Below are 22,120 nucleotides of genomic sequence, written 5' to 3' on the forward strand. Positions count from 1 at the left end.
ACAAAGTGGGAATATCGCCCCAATGAGTTTTTTTGATTTAATACTAAGCTTTGAAAACTATTTGCCTGTACTTGTACAAGAGTATGGCATTTGGATTTATGCAATTTTATTTTTGATTATTTTTGCTGAAACAGCATTTATCTTTATGTTCTTTTTACCTGGTGACAGCTTATTGTTAGCCATTGGGGCAATTTGTGCCACAACAGATTTTTTACATGTAGATTACATGATTGTTTTACTATTTTTTGCTGCAATACTCGGCTATATGGTCAACTATTCTACAGGAAAGTTACTAGGTAGTCGTATTTCAGAGTCTAATTCTCGTTGGATTAAAAAAGAATACCTCACGAAAACAGAAGACTACTTTGTAAAACACGGTGGTAAAACCATACTTATGGCACGCTTTATTCCTTTTGCACGCTCATTTGCACCGTTTGCAGCAGGGTCTAGTCACATGAACTATGTCTCTTTTATGATGTATAACATTGTTGGTGCATTTATTTGGATTGTACTTTTAGTGGGTATTGGCTATTTACTCGCTTCAGGCGTATTAGGTTTTATGAAATAAAAAAAGGGATTCTTTTAGAATCCCTTTTTTTATGGTCTATTTTACTTATGCATCAATGTCTGCATTCAGTGCATTTTCTTCAATAAATGCACGTCTTGGTTCAACATCATCCCCCATCAAACAACTAAACATACGGTCAGCTTCAATGGCATCTTGAATCGTCACTTGTAACATATGACGGTTTTCAGGGTCCATTGTAGTATCCCACAACTGCTCAGCATTCATCTCACCAAGACCTTTATAACGCTGAATCATCATGCCACGGCGTGAGTCTTGCAAAATGTTATGCCAAACATCATGGAACGTATTCACTAAAATACGACGTTCACCTTTAACTAAATATGCACCCTCTTCAAGTAGGCTAAACCAACTTTGGGCATTTTTAAGCAACTTAGCATATTCAGCAGAAGCAAGGAGACCTGCATCAAGCAAGTAGTTTTGCGGTAAGTTATGCACATAGACTGTAATACGAGGCCAGTAATGCATCGTTTTTACGCCATGTGCATCTTCTTTTTCAAACTCAACCAATGTAATTTCAGGGCGTAAACTGCCTTGCATCGCTAAAACATGCTGTTTTAACTGCTCAGCCCATGTGTTTACATAGTCTTTATTGTGGTTTTGATCAACCACAAAAGGTTCAATCGCCAATAAGCCATCAAGTACTGTTGCAGGATAACGTAATGTCAAACGGCTTAAGCTTTTTTGCGCGACTTGATAATCTTTAATCACAGCAGAAAGTGCCTGACCTGTAATTGCAGGCGCATCATGCCCAATATGTAAAGACAAATCATCAATTGCATTGGAAATGAGGAACGTTTCTAAAGCTTCATTGTCTTTTAAATACTGCTCATGCTTGCCTTTTTTCAGCTTATAAAGCGGTGGCTGTGCAATATAAATATGGCCACGCTCAACCAACTCAGGCATTTGACGGAAGAAGAAAGTCAGCAATAAAGTACGAATATGCGAACCATCTACGTCAGCATCGGTCATAATAATGATTTTATGATAACGTAGTTTATCTGGGTTATATTCTTCACGACCAATACCACAACCAAGTGCAGTGATGAGTGTACCCACTTCTTGACTTGAAATCATACGGTCAAAGCGCGCACGTTCAACGTTTAAGATTTTACCTTTTAGTGGCAAAATGGCCTGCATTTTACGGTTACGACCTTGTTTCGCACTACCACCAGCAGAGTCACCCTCGACCAAATACAGCTCAGACATTGCTGGGTCTTTTTCTTGGCAATCTGCAAGTTTACCTGGCAAGCCAGCAATATCTAACGCACTTTTACGGCGTGTCATTTCACGGGCTTTACGGGCTGCATCACGCGCACGGGCCGCATCAATAATCTTGCCTGCAATCGCTTTTGCTGCCGTAGGGTTTTCAAGTAAGTACTCAGCAAAAGACTTATTCATGGCTTGCTCTACAGCAGGCTTCACCTCACTTGAAACCAATTTTTCTTTGGTTTGTGATGAAAACTTAGGATCTGGTACTTTCACAGAAATAATAGCAGTCAAACCTTCTCTTGCATCATCACCTGACACACTGACTTTTTCTTTTTTAAGAATGTTTTCTTTGTCTAAATAGCTATTCAAACCACGAGTCAATGCCGCACGGAAACCTGCAAGGTGACTACCACCATCTTTTTGTGGAATATTATTGGTAAAGCATCTCACATTTTCTTGGTATGAATCATTCCACTGTAGTGCCACTTCCACGGCAATACCCTGGTCTGAATCTGCCGTAAAATGGAAAATATCATTTAGATGTGTTTTGCCCTGATTAATATATTTTACAAACTCAGACAAACCACCTTCGTAGTCATAGTTATATTTAAGATCAACACGCTCATCTATTAAGACAATTTTTACACCTGAGTTTAAGAATGATAATTCTCTAAGGCGTCTTGCTAAAATATCAACATTAAAAATCGTTTGTGTAAATGTTTCAGCACTCGGCCAAAAACGAACCGTGGTACCAGTTTGTTCCGTGGTACCCACAACACTCAAAGGTGACTGAGGCACACCGTGCGCATACTGTTGCTGATGGATTTGCCCTTGACGGTAAATCGTGAGTTCCAACTGGCTTGAAAGGGCATTCACAACCGAAACACCTACCCCATGCAGACCACCAGAGACTTTATAACTGTTGTCATCAAACTTACCGCCAGCATGCAAAATCGTTAAAATTACTTCTGCGGCAGATACCCCTTCTTCAGGGTGAATATCTGTTGGAATACCACGGCCATTGTCAGATACACTGAGTGATTCGTCTTTATGAATGGTGACAATAATTTCGTCACAGTGTCCCGCAAGTGCTTCATCAATGGCGTTATCCACCACTTCAAATACCATGTGGTGTAAGCCTGTACCATCATCTGTATCGCCAATATACATACCAGGTCGTTTGCGTACCGCATCTAAACCACGTAAAACTTTGATACTTGAAGAATCATAAGCATGTTCATGATTTAGTTCTGTTTGAGAAGCAGATTGAGATTCTGAACTCATGGTGTCTCCCTACTGGTAAATACTATTATTCATGCTCAGGTGGTGTAGATGGTTGCATCTGCACAACACCGGCGTGTACATTAAACATTTGGTACGATATACATAGATCATGTAAATGTTGTTTTACGATCGCATCATCTAATGTCGTTAAAAATACTTGACTACCCAACGTATGTAATCTTGTTAATAAACGCTGTTGTGCAGCACAATCTAACTCTGCAGTTATATCATCTAATAATACCACAGTTTCCTTATTACTCGCATGAAGCATCGCAATTTGCGAGAGTTTTAATGCCACCATCAAGAGTTTCTTTTGTCCTCTAGAAAGCATGTCTGTGGCATCACCATGTTCGGTTTTAATCTTTAAATCGGCTCGATGTGGCCCATGCTCGGTATAACGGCGTTCACAGTCTTTATGATGCTGTTGTTCGAGTAACAAGGCCAAGCCAATCTCGGTTTGGAAGCCTGCCGTATAATCTAAATGAAGCACGAGATCAGGCAGTAGTTTTTTTACCTCTTGTTCAAAAAAAACTTGCCATTGCATAAAAACAGCAACCCGCTGTAAATGTAATTGCTCGCCATATTCAGCCAACAAATTGTTCCATGGTTGTAAGTCTTCAAGAGATGGCTTTTTATAGTGTTTAAACATGCTATTACGTTGTTTTAACGTGCGTGTATAGTGTAACCACACCTGATAAAAGCTAGGTTCCACGTGGAACATCAACCAATCTAATAACTCACGTCTTGGTTTTGAGCCATGATCTATAATGTCTGTAGTTAATGGGTCTATATGCTGTAGCGGTAAGAGTTGTGCCAACTGACCTTGTGTTGCAACACGGTCGCCGTTAATTTTAATCAGTTGTTCACCAGAAGAAAATTTTTGTACACCAACTTTATCTGCATGTGTTTGTGCAAAAATAATGGCATGCGGTGCATGATGCTGAATGTAGTGTTTTGGCATATGGGTACGAAAAGAACGCCCCGTTGCCAAAATATGTATCGCCTCTAAAACAGAGGTTTTACCCGAACCATTAACCCCATACAAAACAGTAAACGGCTGTAAATTTTTCATTACAACCGTTTCTAAATTTCGTATTTTTTCGATATGTAATCGTTCTAAATACATGATATTAATTCAAATTAGACACGCATTGGCATCACAACATAGGTCTGATCTGGGTAAGCAGGATCTTGTACTAAAACAGACTGATTGGCCTCAGACATGGTCATACGCACATCATCACCATCAAGCACATTTAAGACATCGAGTAGATATTGTGCATTAAATGACATCTCAAGTGTGTCATGATCGTATTGAATTATTAGATCTTCACTGGCTTCATCTTGCTCTGGGTTATTTGCACGCAGTTTAAGTGTATCTGTATAGAAGTTTAAGAATACACCTCTAAGTTTTTCATTACTCAAAATGGCCACACGCTGTAATGATTGTTTAAGCACATCATGCCCAATCACCACATGCTTATCACCGCCACGTGGAATCACACGTTTATAGTCAGGGAATTTACCATCAATCAATTTGGTGGTAAAACGTACAGTGACATCACCCTGCTCTTTGTCACGACTTGGAATATTAATACTAATATTGAGCAACTCACGACCAATAAACAACACTAAAGGTTGCTCATCTAAGCTCAGTAAACGCTGTAATTCACCAACCGCTTTACGTGGAATAATGGCTTGTAATGGCTGGTCTAAATGTGACTGGGCCATAGTTTCAGCCAGTGCTAAACGGTGACCATCTGTAGTGACAGCCCGAAGTTGTGTTGCATCAATTTCAAGTAAAGTGCCCGTTAAATAAAAACGTACATCTTGTACCGCCATGGCAAATGAGGTTTTTTCAAATAAGCGTTTTAGTGATTTTTGTGCCACTTCAACACGACTGCCCTGTACGCCGTCTGTGCTTAATAATGGGTAATCTTCAGCAGGTAAAGTCCCTAATACAAAACGGCTACTGCCTGATTTTAAAATACAACGCAAATCATCTGTAATTTGTAAATCCACCAATGCAGCTGTAGGCAGTGATTTACAAATATCCATAATTTTACGGGCAGGCAAAGTCGTTTCACCCGTCTTTAAACACGCACCGTCAGCAAAAGGGACACTTGCAACAAGTTCTACTTCTAAATCAGAGCCTGTGATGGTTAAAGCTTGCTCTGTGGCCGTAATTTTTACATTTGACAAAATATTGAGTGTATGACGACGTTCAACAACCCCAACCACATGTGATAACACATTCAATAGACTTTCTTTGGCAATCTTTAAGTGCACAATATATATCCTCTTATACCCGATATTTTGTTTAAAAAATATACTCTAGCGTTGATGTGATTTTACCACGCAATCGAAGCTTGTTATTACTTAATCGTGAAATTTTAGCTCTGCAATAAACGCATTAAATTTTTATAGTCTTCATCGAAAATAGGGTCGCTTTCTCGTAGGCTAATCACTTTTTCACATGCATGCATTACCGTACTATGGTCTCGCCCACCAAATGACATACCAATGTCTGGAAAACTATTACCTGTCAATTCACGAGTGAGCCCCATTGCCAATTGGCGAGGCCGTGCATAAACACGTGTACGTTTTGGCCCAGTCAATTCTTTCATTGGGATTCTAAAGTACTCACTCACCACTCGCTGTATGTTGTCGGTGGTAATATTTCTTGCTCGAATGGCCAAAACATCTTTAAGAGACTCTCGCACCACCTCTAAATCAATTGCTGTCCCCTTAAAACGAGCCATAGCAACCACTTTATTCAGTGCTCCTTCTAACTCACGCACATTGGCAACCACTTGTTGTGCCACAAATAAAGCACAGTTACGTGGTAAATCTACCTGCATTGCCCCTGCCTTTTTGAGTAAAATCTCAATACGCGTTTCAATATCTGGTGGCTCAACACCTACAGATAAGCCCCAAGAAAAACGTGATACTAAACGTGCATCAAGTTCAGTTAATTCTTTTGGATAGCGGTCTGAGGTCAAAATAATTTGTTTTGACTCATCAAGTAAGGCATTAAACGTGTAGAAAAATTCGACCAAACTGGCTTCTTTACCTGCAAGCAAATGAATATCATCCACCAACAATAAATCTAATGAACGACAGTTTCTTTTAAACTCATCCACCTTCCCTTGCTGTAAAGAACTAACAAAATCTTGTACAAAGTTTTCTGCCGTCATATACATCACGCGTGCATTGGGTTTGGCATGTAATAATGCATTTCCCACAGCCTGCATCAGATGGGTTTTACCCAAACCCGTTGGTCCATATAAAAACAATGGGTTATGCTGTGACTCACCCAAATAAGTCAACACTTTACGACAAGTTTCAGCAGCCATTTGGTTTGAGCGACCTTCAACAAATAATGCAAACGTGAACAAAGGATTCAACTGTCTACGTTTGTTATTTTTTTGTGAATTGGTCACAGCAGTTTCATGTTCTTTTTTAACAACAGTCGGTTTCTTTTGCTGACTGACCTGTGGAGAGGTTAAAGCGGCTGCTGTTGTTGCGGGTTGATCACTGGCATTTAAAATTGCACCAGGTCTTGAATCAACAGAGATTTCAACTTGGCGTACTCTGCCTTCAGATAGCTGTTCAGCTAAAATCAAAATCAGTTCAAAATGGTTGTCTTTAATGTAACGCGTCCAATACGGATTCGGTGCGTACAAATACAAAACGCCCTCTTTTTCTTCAGCAATTAAAGGGCGAATCCACATTGCAAATACATTATCTGACAACTCTTGTCGCAATCTTGCCAAACACTCAGTCCACAGCATTCTCGTTATTTCCCCATCTTGTCTTATATTTCCCCAACTTTGGGGTCGGCTATTTTAACCAAGTTATCCACATATTCCAGTGAAAAGTTAGATGCTGTTTCAATTAAAAAATTGCATTGTGCATCTGTGGATAAGTTTATTATAACTTTGTGGATAAAAAAAACCTAACTTTTATCCACATTTCTACACAAGTTTAATAACATTGATATCCACAATATATATGTATGTTTTTTATAGATAAAATTATGTTTTCCACAGAAAATACGCATACTAATAATAATAAATTTAAATTTATAAATTTGAATTTATATAACGAAGTTGGTTTCTGTGGATAATTTGAATTTAAATTCATAGAAATAAATTTTGAATTTTGAATTTAAAAAATATATTTCGTGGAATACATTTACTTTATTTTAGTAATTTAATTTGACAAATTTGGTGATAAACCATACAATCGCGAACCTTTAAGATAGATCAATTCTTAGGAGTTTCGACATGAAACGTACTTTCCAACCATCTGAATTAAAGCGTAAACGTGTTCATGGTTTCCGTGCTCGTATGGCAACTAAAGCAGGTCGTCAAGTTTTAGCTCGTCGTCGTGCAAAAGGTCGTCACGAATTAACGGTATAATGACTGTTACTGGCTCGGCTTTAACGGTATGACGCTTTATAGCTTTAGCACAAAGTTTAGAATACGTTGTGCTGCAGATTACAAAAGCGTATTCGATGATGCGCTTTTAAAAGTGCATCAGCCCCACTTTCTTTTTTTGGCAACGATATCTGAGCAAGAAAATAGCCGTTTAGGTATTATTGTTGCAAAAAAGAAGGTTCGTCGGGCACATGAACGAAATAGAGTTAAGCGTTTAGCACGAGAGAGCTTTCGTTTAAACCAAAAAAATCTCGGTTTATTAGACATTGTTATCATGCCTAAAAAAGGAATTGAAGCAATAAGTAACGAAGAATTACATCAGCAACTTCAATCTGCATGGTATAAATTACAACGCTTAGCAAAGAAGCGAAAAGATACAATTGCTTCCCCTTCAAAGTAGAATCACCAATGGCACGTATTTTACATTGGCTTATTCGGTTTTATCAGATCGTAATTAGTCCGCTTATTGGACCTAGATGTCGTTTTATTCCTACTTGTTCTCAATACGCAATCGAAGCTTTAGCGCGCCACGGTGTTCTGCGTGGGAGTAAACTTTCGATTCAGAGGATATGTCGTTGTCACCCTTGGGGGGGTAGCGGTTATGATCCTGTACCTTTTGCCTTGATTGGTTATATTTCGTTTCAGCAAATTCATTGTCAAGTGCATCACGTTGTCGTACCCTTTCGTGAGCATTTTATGTATCAACTCTACTTTAATCATCACTTGGGGTCATAGCTATGCAACAATGGACGAGGTTTGCCATTATCGGGGCAATGTTAGTCACCGCATATCTACTCGTTTTGGCTTGGCAAAAAGACTATGGTCATGCAAACACAGTAACGCAAAATACAGCAGCTGTTGTTTCTAATGATGTGTCAGCCGATTTGCCAAATAGCCAAAATACGGCAACTGCAACAACAGATGTGCCACAGGCAGCAAATACAGCTACTCAGCCTACTGCTGAAAATAAAACAGCAAATAACCAAAAGTTAATTACTGTACAAACTGACGTATATCGTTTGTGGATTAATCCTAAAGGTGGAGATATTGTTCGCCTTGAGCTATTAAGCCATGACTCTGCTAAAGGTAGTGATCAACCTTTTGTCATGTTAGAAAGCGATAAAAATCGTACCTATGTTGCACAATCAGGTTTAATTGGTATTAATGGTCCGGACAGTAGTGCGACAGGTCGTCCACAGTTTGAAGTGGAAAAAGACAGTTACTCTTTGGGTGACATGAAGGCGACTACATCATCAAATGGTAAAGTATCGCAGGTACTCACCGTACCAATGGTATATAAAACACCAAATGGTGTTGAGATTGTGAAAACCTATACCTTTACACAAGGTCAGTATCCAATTTTAGTTGACTATAAAGTCATTAACCGTAGCCAACAAAACTGGCAAGGTCAATTCTTTGGTCAAATCAAACGAGATGAATCGGTTGATCCGGGTAAAACCAGCCAAGGTATTTTCCAATTGGGTACATATTTAGGCGGTGCTTGGGGTACACCAAGTGAGCACTATAACAAGTTAAAATTTAGTAATTTTAATGATGAAAAATTGAACCAAAAAGCGGAAGGTGGCTGGGTTGCAATTGTACAGCATTACTTTGTCAGTGCATGGATTCCTGGGACATTAAAATTAACCCAAGCTGAAGGTAAACCGTATACTGCAGATTTACAGTCTCGTAAGTCTTCAGATCAAATGAATATTATTGGATTTACTTCACCTGTAATTAATGTACCTGTAGGTACATCTATGGAAGTGAATGCAACCTTCTACTCTGGGCCTAAAGTTCAATCTGAGTTAAAAGATTTGGCTGTCGGCTTAAACCAAACTGTAGATTATGGTTGGTTGTGGCCAATTGCGAAACTCTTGTTCTTAGGGCTAGAGACTTTCCATAAATTTGTGGGTAACTGGGGCTGGTCAATCATTTTACTGACTGTTGTTGTTAAAATGATTTTGTGGCCATTGTCTGCAAAAAGCTACCGTTCTATGGCAAAAATGCGTGCAATTGCTCCTGAAATGCAACGCATGAAAGAAGAGTTTGGCGAAGACCGTATGCGTTTTTCGCAAGAAATGATGGCATTGTATAAACGTGAAGGGGTGAATCCTCTTGCGGGTTGTCTACCACTGTTTTTACAAATGCCAATCTTCTTAGCATTGTATTGGGTGCTTATGGAAAGCGTTGAGTTACGCCATGCACCGTGGTTAGGTTGGATTCAAGATTTATCGGCAATGGACCCTTGGTTTATTTTACCGTTAATCATGGGTGTGACTATGTATGTTCAGCAAACGTTGAACCCACAGCCAAATGACCCAATGCAAGCCAAAGTATTTCGTTTAATGCCAATTATTTTTACGGTATTTATGTTGTTCTTCCCAGCAGGTTTAGTACTTTACTGGATTGTGAACAATAGTATTACGATTTTACAGCAATGGTTTATTGCCAAAAGTGTGAAAAAGCAACGTGAGCAAACGGTAGAAAATTAAGCCCTTCTACTCGGTTTAGCTGAATGAATCCGCCTAAGATGATATGCTTAGGCGGATTTTTTACGATTAAAGATGTGAAAGGCGAAGAATATGAATCATCAAACGACAATTGCTGCTATTGCTACTCCACCTGGTCGTGGCGGAGTTGGGGTGATTCGTTTATCTGGACCTAAAGCATATGATATTGCTGCACAACTATCACAGCAAACGCTGCCCAGCAATCGTATGGCAGCCTTTCGTAAGTTTTATGATGCGCAAGGACACATTTTAGATGAAGGTCTACTGATTTGCTTTGCCCTCCCCCATTCGTTCACTGGTGAAGATGTTGTGGAGCTACAAGGCCATGGTGGACCTGTCATCCAAAATGCTTTACTACAACGTGTATTGGAGCTTGGAGCGACCTCTGCGAAGGCAGGTGAGTTTTCTATGCGTGCATTTGAAAATGGCAAAATGGATTTGGTTCAGGCCGAAGCGATTGCAGATTTAATTGATGCTACATCAACAGCGGCCGCACGTTCAGCAGTACGCTCACTACAAGGCACATTTTCAGCAAAAATTAACCAAGTATTAGAACAGCTGATTCACCTACGTTTACATGTTGAAGCGGCGATCGATTTTCCTGAAGAAGAAATTGATTTCTTAGCCGATGGCAAAATTTTAACGTTGTTAGAAGGTGTGCAAGGTGCGGTCACTGCAGTACAGCGCTCTGCTAAGCAGGGTCAATTATTGCGTGAAGGCTTACAGGTGGTGATTGCAGGTAAGCCCAATGCAGGCAAGTCAAGTTTACTCAATGCATTGGCAGGCCATGAACGGGCAATTGTGACCGATATTGCAGGGACAACTCGAGATGTTCTACATGAAAAAATTGTTTTAAATGGATTGCCGATTACACTCATAGATACAGCAGGTCTACGAGAGACTGTAGATGTGGTTGAGAAAGAAGGGATTCGCCGAGCAGTAAAAGAAATTAATCAAGCTGATTTATTACTACTCGTCTATGACTTACATGCAAATGACGACCCACTTGCACTCGCACAGCATTATTTTAAAGAAGATCAAGGCCCTAAGCGACTTATTCTTGTAGGAAACAAGGCTGATCTGACACAGCAAACGTCACTACTGAGTGATTATCAGGGCTATAGACATGTGAGTATCTCTGCAAAAGAGCAGACAGGTATTGAAGCACTGGTTGATGTAATGACAGCACATGCAGGTTTTCAGCCTGAAGAAGACAGTTTTATAGCAAGAACACGTCACTTAGATGCGATGCGTCGTACACAGGCACATTTGAATGATGCACATGAGCAATTAATAGATTATTCAGCAGGTGAATTGGTGGCAGAATCTTTACGTCTGGCACAAAACTCGCTTGGTGAAATTACGGGTGATTTTAGTGCAGATGACTTATTGGGTGAAATCTTTGGTTCATTTTGTATCGGAAAGTAAATAAGTTGATGACTAGATAGATTTGTTTAAATTTATTGCCAAGCTTTATGTAAAGTCGATTGCTTTTATCTGATTTAATCTATATGGTATAGTACACTGAACGCTGATTATAGTTCAAAAAAGACACATGTATTTGCTTTGAACTTGAAAGCTTCTCAGCAATATTTAATCGTTAGGAAAAATAGCACGCTTTTAAAATGTGCATGAATTGGTATAAATTGGAAAAAATTGTAAATCGTATAGCTATTGCAATGAATGGCGATGAAATCACTGTAAAGATTATTCCCCATCAAAAACGTCAAAATACTTCTACAGGTACTATGCAAGTCGAAGTTGGCAAAAAGATTCTTTTGGAGTCAGGGCAAGAAATTGACTTTAATTTAGATGGAAAAAGTTTTTATACTGCGTTTAATCAGATGTATAGATTAGTTTAACTTACCATTACAGTCTCAAGACTGTATTTTACCCACTAGAATTTTGTTTTTCATTATAATTATTACGCAGTATTTAGCATAAAATTTCTACGTCTAATTTGAGATTTCAATATTCTAGTATTTTTACTAGGAAGAGGACATATCCATGTCAAATGTACAAAACGGCGTTGTTAAATGGTTTAATGACACTAAAGGCTTTGGTTTTATTCAAGCAGAAGATGGTCAAGATGTATTTGCTCACTTCAAAAACATCAAAGCAGATGGTTTTAAAAGCTTAACTGAAGGTCAGCGTGTACAGTTCATCGTGACTCAAGGCCAAAAAGGCTTACAAGCTGAAGAGATTCGTCCGCTTTAATTGCAGATGAGTAGATCTCTAAAGCCTATTTACATGATGTAAATAGGCTTTTTTATGCTTAAATGTCTTGAATTTTTTAAGTATATTGAAAATAAAAATATAGTTTTATATTAATAGTATTATGCAGGAAATAAGTATAAACATTATCAATCGTGTTGCAATCTAAGCCACTGCAACAGAGATTCCGCTAAAATAGTCACATAAAATCATAAGAGAATACATGATGAAAAATACAATAATTGCATTAACCATGGCTTGTGGATTATCAACTACGGTGATGGCATCCACGACGACACAAAAGCCTTATACGCTCGACTTTAACCCTCAAAACTACCAACTAGAACAGTTAGAGATCAATGGTAAACCTCTTAAAGTCCGTGCTTATACCAACATTGTGTATGTGAAAAATCCAGTAGATATTAAGTATGAAGTGATGAATATCTACATACCAGATGCCTATTTTAATCAACAAGAAGTGAATGGCTTTAATGCCCAAAATGCTCCAATTTTCTTTCCAAATGAAGTGGGTGGCTATATGCCTGCACAGCCTGCCACATTGGTTGGACGAAAAATGGGGGGGCGAGGTCCAACAGGTCAAAATAAGCCAATAGAAACAGCGAATCCACCAAGTACCGCCGCCTACGCATTGTATCAAGGTTATGTTGTAGCATCTGCAGGGGCACGTGGTCGTACGAGCACAACAGGCAAAGCACCTGCTGCGATTGTTGACTTAAAAGCCGCCATTCGTTATTTAAAATATAATGATAAAAAAATGCCGGGCGATGCCAATAAAATTATTTCCAATGGCACCAGTGCAGGCGGTGCAATGTCTGCTCTATTGGGTGCAACAGGTGATTCCAAAGACTATTTACCTTATTTGAAAAAGCTTGGGGCTGCCAATACCAGCGACCGTATTTTTGCTGTTTCCGCGTATTGTCCAATCACCAACTTAGATCATGCCGATATGGCTTATGAATGGCAATTTAACAGTATTCATGATTATAAAAAAATAAATATGAGTATGCTTGATTATAAAGTCGAACGAAAAGAGACTGCAGGTGTATTGAGTCAAGCACAAATTCTTGTATCTAATGATTTAAAAGCCCAGTTCCCAAACTATGTCAATCAGCTTGGTTTAGTTTCACCACAAAAACAGCCATTACAGCTGGCTCAAGATGGCAATGGTTCATTTAAAGACCTGATTAAGCAATACTTGATTAAATCAGCTCAAACTGCAATTGATCAGGGGCAAGACCTTTCTCAATACACATGGATTAAGCGAGAAGGCCAGCGAGTTATAGATATCAACTATGATGATTACTTGGTGTATTTGCAACGTATGAAAACGCCGCCAGCCTTTGATGCTTTAGATTTATCATCAGGTGAAAATCAAGAGTTTGGTACAGAACAGATCGACAAACAGCATTTTACCGCCTATGGTTTTGAACACAGCACGGCCAAAGGAACACTGGCAGATGCTCATATTGTTAAAATGATGAATCCCATGAACTACATTGGTCAAAAACAAGTACATACCAGTGCATATTGGAGAATTCGTCATGGTGCATATGATAAAGATACCAGTCTTGCTGTACCTGTTATTTTAGCCACAAAACTGCAAAATACAGGTGCCCATGTTGACTTTGCTTTACCGTGGGGAAAACCACACAGCGGAGATTATGACCTAGACGAACTGTTTGCTTGGATTAATCAAATCAGTAGATAAGTTGATTTTACTTGCACAAGCAGTATGATTTTTTACACAAGTCATGCTGCTTTTGCATTATGCTGACTGCCTTACTGGTCTGTGGGTTATGTCATGCTTCGATTGTTTTTATGTGTTATCGCACTACTTTGCCAAGCAGTATATGCAGATGTGCAAAATCTAACACAGCAAATACATTTAAAATATCCACAGCTTCATTTAACCCAAATTGCCAATACACCAATACAACACCTTTACAGTGCACAGCTCGATGGTCAAGTGGTTTATTTAGATGAAAGTGCTGAGTATTTATTTACAGGTGCAATTTTACGTTTAAAAGATCAGAAAAATATCACTCAAGCCTTATCACAAAAATCTTCTAGTCTATGGTCAATGCTTCCATTGCAAGATGCCATACAGATTGTTAAAGGAACGGGTCAGCATCAGATTGCCGTATTTTCAGACCCGAATTGCCCTTATTGCCAACAGTTTGAACGAGAGCTGAGCCGACTGAATAATGTCACGGTGTATCTATTTATGTATCCGCTTAGAACCCAATCGGTCAAATTAACCAAGCAAGTTTGGTGTAGTCCAAATGCATCTTATACATGGCAAAAACTGATGCAACAAGGCATTTATCCAACAGCAACCACGCATTGTGAACAACCCATTGAGCGTAATTTAGCACTAGGTCATCGACTTGGTTTTGATGGTACACCAACCATTATTTTTGCCAATGGTGAAAAAAATATTGGGTTGCTTTCAGCAACCCAAATTCAAGATTTTTGGCAACAACATGGTTTATAAAACTATTCTTTGGTAAAAAAGTTGTATGCCATCAACACAATAATTGCACCCACAATAGAGGCAACAAAACCTGCCGATGAATTTTCACCATAAATATGTAGAAAACGCCCTGCATAAGTGGCGACAACAGAACCTAATATCCCAAGACCAGCAGTGACAAAGAATCCTGCTTTGTCTTCACCTGGGTATAATGCACGGGCAATTAAACCTGCAAAAAAACCAATCAATATCGTTACAATCACATGCCACATCGTGTCGACTCCCATTTCATTTTTCTAATTGTTTTTATATTAGCAAAGTTGTAAAAACAGACCGTGCATATTTTGCGACAGTCTGTATGGTTTTTGTGCCAGTCTTTTATAGACCAATTTCACCAATAAAAGGGATGTGGCGGTATTTTTGATCGTAGTCTAAGCCGTAACCAACAATAAAACGGTCTTCGACTTCAAAGCCTAAAAAGCGTACATCGAGTTCAATTTCACGGCGTGATGGTTTGCTCACTAAGGTACACAGTTCAATCGAGTTTGGATTGCGTGTTTTTAACATTTCCATGACTTTACTGAGCGTACGTCCAGAATCAATAATGTCTTCAACCACAATCACATCTTTGCCTTCAATATCCCCATCTAAGTCTTTTAAGATTTTTACATCGCGTGTAGATACTGTACTTGTACCGCCGTAGCTAGATACAGTCATAAAGTCTAGCTCATGTGGCTTTTCAATGGCACGGCACAGGTCAGCCATAAAAATTACCGAACCACGCAATAGACCAATCAAGACAAGCTCTTTGTTGCTGTTGGCATAAAATTGGTTGATTGCTGCACCAAGCTCCTTTACTTTGGCTTGAATATCATCAGCAGAAATCATCACATTCATTTGAACAGTCATTGAATAAACCCTATGTACGAATAAAAAAGGTGTTGCCTTGCAACACCTAAACAGTCGACTATAGTTTAAAACAAAATCAAGCCCGATGCATCTGTAGATTCAATTTTGCTGATTTATTGCTCATGTTATGCAGAATAGACTTTTTGACCATCAATGTATGTGGCAACAATATTGCGATCATCACCTAATGTGAATAATGCAAACAAACTGTCTTCAATGGTTTTGGCATGGCTTTGTCGTAACTGTTGTATAGGTGTAGCATTCACATCTATCACAATAAAGTCGGCTTCTTTGCCTACACTAAAATTACCTAAACGATCATCTAAATCTAACGATTTAGCACCGCCAAGCGTTGCGTGGTAGAACGCTTCAAAAGCAGACAATTTATCGCCTTGTAATTGTTGTACTTTGTAAGCCTCACTCAATGTTTGTAGTTGAGAAAAAGAAGTACCACCACCCACATCTGTACCCAAACCAACTTTCACGCCTTTTTGCCATGCTTTACGCAAAGAAAATAAGCCACTGCCTAAAAATAAATTTGAAGTTGGACAAAACGCAATCGCAGAGTCTGTGTCATGCATACACTGCCATTCATCGTCCTCTAAATGGATACAATGTGCAAAAACAGAACGTTGCCCTGTTAAACCATATTGATGATAAACATCTAAATATCCTGCATGGTTTGGAAATAATGATTTTACCCATGCAATTTCATCTTTATTTTCACTCAGGTGCGTATGCACATATACTGTTGGGAACTCTTGTTTGAGCTTTCCTGCTAAAGACAGTTGTTCATCGGTTGATGTCGGTGCAAAACGTGGCGTAATGGCATATAAAGCACGGCCTTTTTCATGCCATTTTTCAATCAGTTGTTTAGACTCGGTATAGCTTGACTCAGCCGTATCACATAATGCTTCAGGTGCATGGCGATCCATCATCACTTTACCTGCAATCAAACGCATATTTTTACGTGCTGCCACTTCAAATAATGCATCGACAGATTCAGGGTGAACAGTACAAAACACCAACGCCGTGGTTGTGCCATTTTTAATGAGTTCATTCACAAAAAAATCTGCAATCTGATCTGCATACGCTTTGTCTTTAAACTTAATTTCTGTAGGGAATGTATAGTTATTGAGCCAGCTGAGTAATTGCTCCCCATATGCTCCCATCATTTCAGTCTGAGGGAAATGAATATGCGTGTCAATAAAGCCGGGGGTAATGAGTTGGTCAGGGTAATGTGCGATGGCAAGACCATCAATTAAGGTCGGGTCGACATCAGCCCATGCACCAAACCAGACAATTTTCCCTGCTTTACACAGCAATAACCCATCTTCGATATAACGAATTTGTGGGGCGATTTCTTCAGGTTGTGAAACAGTCTGCTGAATATCTAAAAAACGGCCACGAATGGCACTGGTGTCTGCACAATGCATAGACATAATAATGACCTACAATCTAATTTTTTCAGTTGATTGTAGCGTACTTTGGCAGAAAAAAAGTGGTCTATCAGACTAAATAATCAGGGCACGTAAAAACGTGCCCTGATGTCTGTTTAAAGTATGATTATTTGTTTTGTTGTTGCTGTTTGTCATATCGTAAAGACAATACCGCAGTCACCACCAAGACTAAACCAATAAAGCTAAGTGAAATCCAAATTGGCATATGAAATACATCAAGCATGAGCATTTTAAAGCCAATAAACAATAAAATAATGCCTAAACCATAAGGTAGGTAATGCATTTTTTCAGCGGCACCAGAGAGTAAAAAGAACATCGCTCTCAAGCCCAAAATTGCCATTAAGTTTGCACTCAGTACAATAAATGGATCTTTCGTCACGGCGAAAATTGCAGGAATAGAATCTACCGCAAAAATCACATCTGAAAACTCAACTAAAATCAGTACAATCAATAGTGGTGTAAAAAACAATTTTCCTTGTTCACGCACTGTAAATAAAGAGCCACGTAAAGTTGGCGTAATCGGTACACGCTTACGTAACCATTTGAGTAACGCCATATCTTCAATATTTGGGTCATCCTCTTGGCCTTTTAAAAACTTAAAGCCTGTGTATACCAAGAACGCGCCAAAGATATATAAAATCCAAGAAAACTCTTGAATCAGCCATGCACCTAAGAAAATAAAGATGGTACGCAGAAGAATTGCACCCAGTACGCCATATAACAACACACGACGTTGTAATGCAGGTGGAATAGCAAAAGCAGAAAAAATCATCAGCCATACAAAGACATTATCAATCGCTAATGATTTTTCTAATAAATAACCAGTCACATATTCAAGGGTTTTTTGATTGGCAATTTCAACACCCATGGTCTGTTTGAGATACAGCCATAAACCACCTGCAAACAGCATGGCAACGCTGACCCATGCAATGCTCCAATAGGCAGCTTGCTTGAGTGGAACAGGCTCTTGACTGCCGTCAATGTGGGTCTTTTGCTTAAAGCCTAAAAAGTCAACCAGTAACATGACTGTGACGATGCCAAAGAACACCACGTATAGCCAAATATTGCCGATAGAGTCCATATGATCTCCCCACCTAGCATTGGCCATAAAAAAACCTTGACCAGTCGCCAGATGATAATTGAATCTTCTGTAACAACATGATCAAGGTCTTGCCTACATTACAGAAAACACCGCAATGCTCAGGCACCGACTTTGCAAGCAAAGCGTAATGACGATACCTGACGCCTAAGTGAATACCTAGGCTTGGAGGAGGCTACTCCCCTTGTCAAACGAATTTTGTGTGGATAAATACTATCCAATTGAAATGATCATGACAGAAGCCATGCCAAAAATCAATCTTTAATCGGCTAAAGCATGTAGCAGTTTGTTATGTAAGCCACCAAAGCCCCCATTAGACATGACCACAATCGCATCACCTGCACCTGCATGCACGCACACATAATCAATAATTTCAGTGAGTGATGAACAAATCTGAGCATGATTACTTGCCGATGAAATCACTGCACTTAAATCCCAGTCCAAGCCTTCAGGTTGATACCAAATCACCTCATCGGCCAAACGTGCTGCATGAGCCAAACCTGCTTTATGGCTACCCATGCGCATGGTGTTTGAGCGAGGTTCAATAATCGCCCATAACTTACGCTTACCTAAACGCTTTCTTGCACCGTCCAACGTAGTTTCTATGGCCGTTGGGTGGTGTGCAAAATCATCATAGACCTCTATGCCACGTACAGTATCCAACAACTCCATACGCCGTTTTACACCACCAAAACAAGACAATGCAGTACATGCATCAGCAATAGATACTCCCACATGTGCTGCTGCTGCAATGGTAGCCAATGCATTGGCTACACTGTGCTGACCTGTCATGTTCCACTGCACTTCTGATACTTTTTTACCATGTTCAAACACGGTAAAATGACTACCGTCATCACAAATGAACTCAGCAGATAAATACACAGACTCAGCCTTATGTAACGCCGTACGTTGCACAGGTGTCCAACAACCTTGGGCTAATACCTCATCAATATGATGTTCCGTAATCGGTGCAATAATTTTTCCCTGACTAGGAATTGTTCGTACCAAATGATGAAATTGCTTTTGAATTGCCGCTAAATCATCAAAGATATCGGCATGGTCAAATTCTAAATTATTTAAAATGGCTGTTTTAGGGTGGTAATGAACAAACTTAGATCGCTTGTCGAAAAATGCTGAGTCATATTCGTCGGCTTCCACCACAAAATACTCACCACCGCCTAATCTGGCACTTTCTTTAAAACCCAGTGGTACACCACCAATTAAAAATCCAGGGTTCAGTCCCGCTTGTTCTAAAACCCACGCCAACATCGTTGTTGTGGTGGTTTTACCGTGTGTTCCTGCAACCCCTAACACATGCTTACCTTGTAAAATATGGTCAGCCAAAAATTGTGGGCCAGAGATATATGGCAAGCCAACATCTAGCATATACTCAACCGCATCAATGCCACGCTTCATGGCATTACCCACAATTACTAGATCTGGATGCGGTTGTAAATGCTGACGATCATAACCTTGCATTAACTCAATGCCCGCATTTTCTAACTGAGTCGACATCGGAGGGTAAACATTCAAATCAGAACCAGTGACCTTATGGCCGAGATCGCGTGCTAACAATGCCAAAGACCCCATGAATGTGCCACAGATCCCTAAAATATGCAGATGCATAATGTTCCTACTCCAACTCTTTTTTTAATCACTATAAAATACGTGTGAATCTAATACATTTTAATAATGAATCACACTACGAATGGATGCACCCTCATGCATTAAATCAAAGGCTTCATTAATTTTATCCAATGGCATGGTATGCGTTACAAATGGGGCTAAATTAATTTTCCCGTGCATTGCATCTTCAACCATTTGAGGCAACTGAGAACGCCCTTTTACCCCACCAAATGCAGTTCCTTTCCAAGAACGTCCTGTGACTAACTGAAATGGACGTGTCGAAATTTCCTGCCCTGCCCCTGCTACACCAATAATAATAGACTGCCCCCAACCACGGTGAGCACACTCTAGTGCAGAACGCATCACATTCACATTACCAATACACTCAAAAGAATGGTCAACGCCCCAGCCTGTCATTTCAACAATCACCTCTTGAATAGGCCTGTCAAAATCTTTTGGGTTCAAACAGTCTGTTGCTCCAAATTCTTGAGCCAATTTAAACTTTTCAGGATTTGTATCTACAACAATCACTCGTCCAGCTTTGGCTTGTTTTGCCCCTTGAACCACAGCAAGACCAATACCGCCTAAACCAAATACAGCAACACTGTCACCTTCTTGTACCTTCGCCGTATTATGTACTGCACCAATACCTGTCGTTACACCACAACCAAGCAAGCATACCTGCTCAGGGTTGGCTTCAGGGTTAATCTTTGCCAAAGACACTTCAGCTACTACTGTATACTCACTAAATGTAGAGCAACCCATATAATGATAAATTGGCTGACCTTCATAAGAAAAACGAGTTGTGCCATCTGGCATCACGCCTTTACCTTGTGTCGCTCGAACTGCTGTACATAAGTTGGTTTTTCCAGATAAACAAAACAAACAAGTTTTACATTCGGCAGTATATAAAGGAATGACATGATCACCTACAGCAACACTTGTGACTCCTTCACCGACTTCAACGACAACACCTGCCCCTTCATGTCCTAAAATTGCAGGAAAAACCCCTTCAGGATCATCGCCAGACAAGGTAAATGCATCGGTATGGCACACACCCGTATGTGTGACCTTAATTAAAACCTCACCTTTTTGAGGTGGAGCAACATCAACTTCTACAATCTTTAAAGGTTGTCCTGGCCCAAAAGCAACCGCAGCACGTGACTTCATTCCACACTCCATAACGATGAAAATATAAAGCAAAACATACCACAGCATAGGTATGCAAAACACAGCCACATTGCCTGAAACACAAAAAATAACCCATCATGGCTAAAGTTGCGTAAAATACTTCGCTTCTTTAGTCGTAGTTGAAAAAATGAAAAAATATATTGCACTTACAGCACTTTTATTCAGTAGCTATACCTTTGCAGGTACACATATCAATATAGACACTAATGTTGGTCAAATCAGTGTAGAGCTGTATGACCAACAAGCCCCGATCACCACACAAAATTTTCTAAAATATGTCAAAAAAGACTACTACAAAGGCATTATCTTCCACCGTGTTATTCCAAACTTTATGATCCAAGCTGGTGGCTTTGACCAAAACCTAGAACAAAAAGATACCGATCAGCCCATTAAAAACGAATCATCAAATGGTATAAAAAATACAAGAGGCACCATTGCAATGGCCAGAACCAGTAACCCGAACTCAGCCACAGCACAATTTTTTATTAACACACAAGATAATAGTGCTTTAGATCAAACCCCTTTTAATGACGGATACGCCGTGTTTGGTAGAGTGACTAAGGGAATGGATATCGTAGATAAAATCTCTCATGTTAAAACTACGGCATACGGCATGCAGCAAAATCTACCAATACAACCTATCATTATTGAAAAAATGACAATACAAACGCCGTCATCAAATAAGAAAAAATAATTTTTAAATATTAAATTGTTTTAAAACAAATGTTTATTTGTTTATTTTGTATGTTGTAGAGTGAAAAAAGTACACTTGATGAAATAAATCAACAAATACGCTTGCGTAATAAAAATATTCACCTATAATGCACATCATTCCAACGCGATACAGCTTAAACGAAGTGCTGAAAGCACTAAGTTATATAGCGATTGTGACTTACTGATGACGAATCAGTTAGAAGATCATTAATAGAATTGAAGAACAACTTGTGTGGATTTTTACTGAGTTTAATCACTGATATGAAATACATATCATTGAGATGACTAGTAGAAATTTACTCGAAGATTTATTTGAGAGCGAATATATATTTGCTAGTGATTTTAGTGAGTCAGCTTGATCCCCTTAAGGGATTAT

21 protein-coding genes are annotated in these 22,120 nt (G+C 39.3%); 11 read left to right on the plus strand and 10 right to left on the minus strand.

Going from position 1 to position 22,120, the window contains the following annotated elements; all coding sequences use genetic code 11:
• Positions 1-22: 22 nt before the first annotated feature.
• Complete coding sequence (locus I2F31_RS12920; RefSeq protein ID WP_195770082.1) at positions 23-568, plus strand: VTT domain-containing protein; 546 nt, start codon at positions 23-25, stop codon at positions 566-568.
• Positions 569-613: 45 nt separating this feature from the next.
• Here the strand turns inward: I2F31_RS12920 and gyrB are convergent, their stop codons facing one another.
• From gyrB to dnaA, 4 genes are all read right to left on the minus strand, one after another.
• A complete protein-coding gene (gene gyrB / locus I2F31_RS12925; RefSeq protein WP_195770083.1) occupies positions 614-3,082 on the minus strand; it encodes a DNA topoisomerase (ATP-hydrolyzing) subunit B in 2,469 nt (822 codons plus the stop codon).
• 25 nt (positions 3,083-3,107) lie between these two features.
• The gene (gene recF / locus I2F31_RS12930; RefSeq protein WP_195770084.1) at positions 3,108-4,208 is read right to left on the minus strand and encodes a DNA replication/repair protein RecF; all 1,101 of its coding nucleotides are present in this window, start codon (positions 4,206-4,208) and stop codon (positions 3,108-3,110) included.
• Positions 4,209-4,222: 14 nt separating this feature from the next.
• Positions 4,223-5,371 (minus strand): DNA polymerase III subunit beta, encoded by a 1,149-nt coding sequence (gene dnaN / locus I2F31_RS12935; RefSeq protein WP_195770085.1) that lies wholly within the window; start codon positions 5,369-5,371, stop codon positions 4,223-4,225.
• 104 nt (positions 5,372-5,475) lie between these two features.
• Positions 5,476-6,876, minus strand: coding sequence for a chromosomal replication initiator protein DnaA (gene dnaA, locus I2F31_RS12940; RefSeq protein WP_195770087.1), 1,401 nt, complete (start codon positions 6,874-6,876; stop codon positions 5,476-5,478).
• A 495-nt stretch (positions 6,877-7,371) separates the two neighbouring features.
• Here dnaA and rpmH point away from each other — a divergent pair, with 495 nt between their 5' ends.
• The 9 genes from rpmH to I2F31_RS12985 all read left to right on the plus strand — a co-directional run bounded on the left by rpmH (position 7,372) and on the right by I2F31_RS12985 (position 14,766).
• A complete protein-coding gene (gene rpmH / locus I2F31_RS12945; RefSeq protein ID WP_195770089.1) occupies positions 7,372-7,506 on the plus strand; it encodes a 50S ribosomal protein L34 in 135 nt (44 codons plus the stop codon).
• A gap of 28 nt (positions 7,507-7,534) precedes the next feature.
• The gene (gene rnpA, locus I2F31_RS12950) at positions 7,535-7,924 is read left to right on the plus strand and encodes a ribonuclease P protein component (RefSeq protein ID WP_195770091.1); all 390 of its coding nucleotides are present in this window, start codon (positions 7,535-7,537) and stop codon (positions 7,922-7,924) included.
• 8 nt (positions 7,925-7,932) lie between these two features.
• Positions 7,933-8,259, plus strand: coding sequence for a membrane protein insertion efficiency factor YidD (yidD, locus tag I2F31_RS12955; protein WP_195770093.1), 327 nt, complete (start codon positions 7,933-7,935; stop codon positions 8,257-8,259).
• A gap of 2 nt (positions 8,260-8,261) precedes the next feature.
• On the plus strand, positions 8,262-10,019 hold the full coding sequence (gene yidC / locus I2F31_RS12960; RefSeq protein WP_195770095.1) for a membrane protein insertase YidC: 1,758 nt from the start codon (positions 8,262-8,264) through the stop codon (positions 10,017-10,019).
• 90 nt (positions 10,020-10,109) lie between these two features.
• Entirely contained in the window at positions 10,110-11,465 is a 1,356-nt protein-coding gene (gene mnmE / locus I2F31_RS12965) for a tRNA uridine-5-carboxymethylaminomethyl(34) synthesis GTPase MnmE (protein WP_195770097.1), read from the plus strand.
• A gap of 203 nt (positions 11,466-11,668) precedes the next feature.
• On the plus strand, positions 11,669-11,899 hold the full coding sequence (locus I2F31_RS12970) for a transposase (RefSeq protein ID WP_195770099.1): 231 nt from the start codon (positions 11,669-11,671) through the stop codon (positions 11,897-11,899).
• A 145-nt stretch (positions 11,900-12,044) separates the two neighbouring features.
• Positions 12,045-12,254, plus strand: coding sequence for a cold-shock protein (locus tag I2F31_RS12975; RefSeq protein WP_195770101.1), 210 nt, complete (start codon positions 12,045-12,047; stop codon positions 12,252-12,254).
• 223 nt (positions 12,255-12,477) lie between these two features.
• Positions 12,478-13,980: a subtype B tannase gene (locus I2F31_RS12980; protein WP_213014896.1), complete on the plus strand. Its 1,503-nt coding sequence runs from the start codon at positions 12,478-12,480 to the stop codon at positions 13,978-13,980.
• Positions 13,981-14,073: 93 nt separating this feature from the next.
• Positions 14,074-14,766, plus strand: a complete 693-nt coding sequence (locus I2F31_RS12985) for a DsbC family protein (RefSeq protein ID WP_195773990.1) — start codon at positions 14,074-14,076, stop codon at positions 14,764-14,766.
• Between the two features lie 2 nt (positions 14,767-14,768).
• On the opposite strand, the gene I2F31_RS12990 is transcribed toward I2F31_RS12985, so the two are convergent.
• The 6 genes from I2F31_RS12990 to I2F31_RS13015 all read right to left on the minus strand — a co-directional run bounded on the left by I2F31_RS12990 (position 14,769) and on the right by I2F31_RS13015 (position 21,009).
• Positions 14,769-15,017, minus strand: coding sequence for a GlsB/YeaQ/YmgE family stress response membrane protein (locus I2F31_RS12990; protein WP_195770118.1), 249 nt, complete (start codon positions 15,015-15,017; stop codon positions 14,769-14,771).
• A gap of 106 nt (positions 15,018-15,123) precedes the next feature.
• A complete protein-coding gene (gene hpt / locus I2F31_RS12995; RefSeq protein WP_195770107.1) occupies positions 15,124-15,654 on the minus strand; it encodes a hypoxanthine phosphoribosyltransferase in 531 nt (176 codons plus the stop codon).
• A gap of 125 nt (positions 15,655-15,779) precedes the next feature.
• The gene (gene guaD / locus I2F31_RS13000) at positions 15,780-17,090 is read right to left on the minus strand and encodes a guanine deaminase (RefSeq protein ID WP_407647895.1); all 1,311 of its coding nucleotides are present in this window, start codon (positions 17,088-17,090) and stop codon (positions 15,780-15,782) included.
• A 130-nt stretch (positions 17,091-17,220) separates the two neighbouring features.
• Complete coding sequence (locus tag I2F31_RS13005) at positions 17,221-18,195, minus strand: TerC family protein (protein WP_195770120.1); 975 nt, start codon at positions 18,193-18,195, stop codon at positions 17,221-17,223.
• A 279-nt stretch (positions 18,196-18,474) separates the two neighbouring features.
• Entirely contained in the window at positions 18,475-19,839 is a 1,365-nt protein-coding gene (gene mpl, locus I2F31_RS13010) for a UDP-N-acetylmuramate:L-alanyl-gamma-D-glutamyl-meso-diaminopimelate ligase (protein ID WP_195770111.1), read from the minus strand.
• A gap of 60 nt (positions 19,840-19,899) precedes the next feature.
• Complete coding sequence (locus tag I2F31_RS13015) at positions 19,900-21,009, minus strand: S-(hydroxymethyl)glutathione dehydrogenase/class III alcohol dehydrogenase (RefSeq protein WP_195770114.1); 1,110 nt, start codon at positions 21,007-21,009, stop codon at positions 19,900-19,902.
• A gap of 148 nt (positions 21,010-21,157) precedes the next feature.
• Between I2F31_RS13015 and I2F31_RS13020 the strand changes: the two genes are divergently transcribed.
• A complete protein-coding gene (locus I2F31_RS13020) occupies positions 21,158-21,724 on the plus strand; it encodes a peptidylprolyl isomerase (RefSeq protein WP_195770116.1) in 567 nt (188 codons plus the stop codon).
• The last annotated feature ends 396 nt before the right edge of the window (positions 21,725-22,120 follow it).

Source organism: Acinetobacter rathckeae, from assembly GCF_015627125.1.
GTDB classification, from domain to species: Bacteria; Pseudomonadota; Gammaproteobacteria; order Pseudomonadales; family Moraxellaceae; genus Acinetobacter; species Acinetobacter rathckeae.

Coding starts and splice junctions, on each gene's coding strand:
- rnpA (WP_195770091.1), top strand. CDS start 7,535: ATGACGCTTTATAGCTTTAGCACAAAGTTTAGAATACGTTGTGCTGCA.
- I2F31_RS12970 (WP_195770099.1), top strand. CDS start 11,669: ATGAATTGGTATAAATTGGAAAAAATTGTAAATCGTATAGCTATTGCA.
- rpmH (WP_195770089.1), top strand. CDS start 7,372: ATGAAACGTACTTTCCAACCATCTGAATTAAAGCGTAAACGTGTTCAT.
- hpt (WP_195770107.1), bottom strand. CDS start 15,654: ATGACTGTTCAAATGAATGTGATGATTTCTGCTGATGATATTCAAGCC.
- gyrB (WP_195770083.1), bottom strand. CDS start 3,082: ATGAGTTCAGAATCTCAATCTGCTTCTCAAACAGAACTAAATCATGAA.
- I2F31_RS12975 (WP_195770101.1), top strand. CDS start 12,045: ATGTCAAATGTACAAAACGGCGTTGTTAAATGGTTTAATGACACTAAA.
- I2F31_RS13015 (WP_195770114.1), bottom strand. CDS start 21,009: ATGAAGTCACGTGCTGCGGTTGCTTTTGGGCCAGGACAACCTTTAAAG.
- I2F31_RS13005 (WP_195770120.1), bottom strand. CDS start 18,195: ATGGACTCTATCGGCAATATTTGGCTATACGTGGTGTTCTTTGGCATC.
- recF (WP_195770084.1), bottom strand. CDS start 4,208: ATGTATTTAGAACGATTACATATCGAAAAAATACGAAATTTAGAAACG.
- I2F31_RS12990 (WP_195770118.1), bottom strand. CDS start 15,017: ATGTGGCATGTGATTGTAACGATATTGATTGGTTTTTTTGCAGGTTTA.
- yidC (WP_195770095.1), top strand. CDS start 8,262: ATGCAACAATGGACGAGGTTTGCCATTATCGGGGCAATGTTAGTCACC.
- mpl (WP_195770111.1), bottom strand. CDS start 19,839: ATGCATCTGCATATTTTAGGGATCTGTGGCACATTCATGGGGTCTTTG.
- dnaA (WP_195770087.1), bottom strand. CDS start 6,876: ATGCTGTGGACTGAGTGTTTGGCAAGATTGCGACAAGAGTTGTCAGAT.
- I2F31_RS12980 (WP_213014896.1), top strand. CDS start 12,478: ATGAAAAATACAATAATTGCATTAACCATGGCTTGTGGATTATCAACT.
- yidD (WP_195770093.1), top strand. CDS start 7,933: ATGGCACGTATTTTACATTGGCTTATTCGGTTTTATCAGATCGTAATT.
- I2F31_RS12920 (WP_195770082.1), top strand. CDS start 23: ATGAGTTTTTTTGATTTAATACTAAGCTTTGAAAACTATTTGCCTGTA.
- I2F31_RS13020 (WP_195770116.1), top strand. CDS start 21,158: ATGAAAAAATATATTGCACTTACAGCACTTTTATTCAGTAGCTATACC.
- mnmE (WP_195770097.1), top strand. CDS start 10,110: ATGAATCATCAAACGACAATTGCTGCTATTGCTACTCCACCTGGTCGT.
- I2F31_RS12985 (WP_195773990.1), top strand. CDS start 14,074: ATGCTTCGATTGTTTTTATGTGTTATCGCACTACTTTGCCAAGCAGTA.
- guaD (WP_407647895.1), bottom strand. CDS start 17,090: ATGCATTGTGCAGACACCAGTGCCATTCGTGGCCGTTTTTTAGATATT.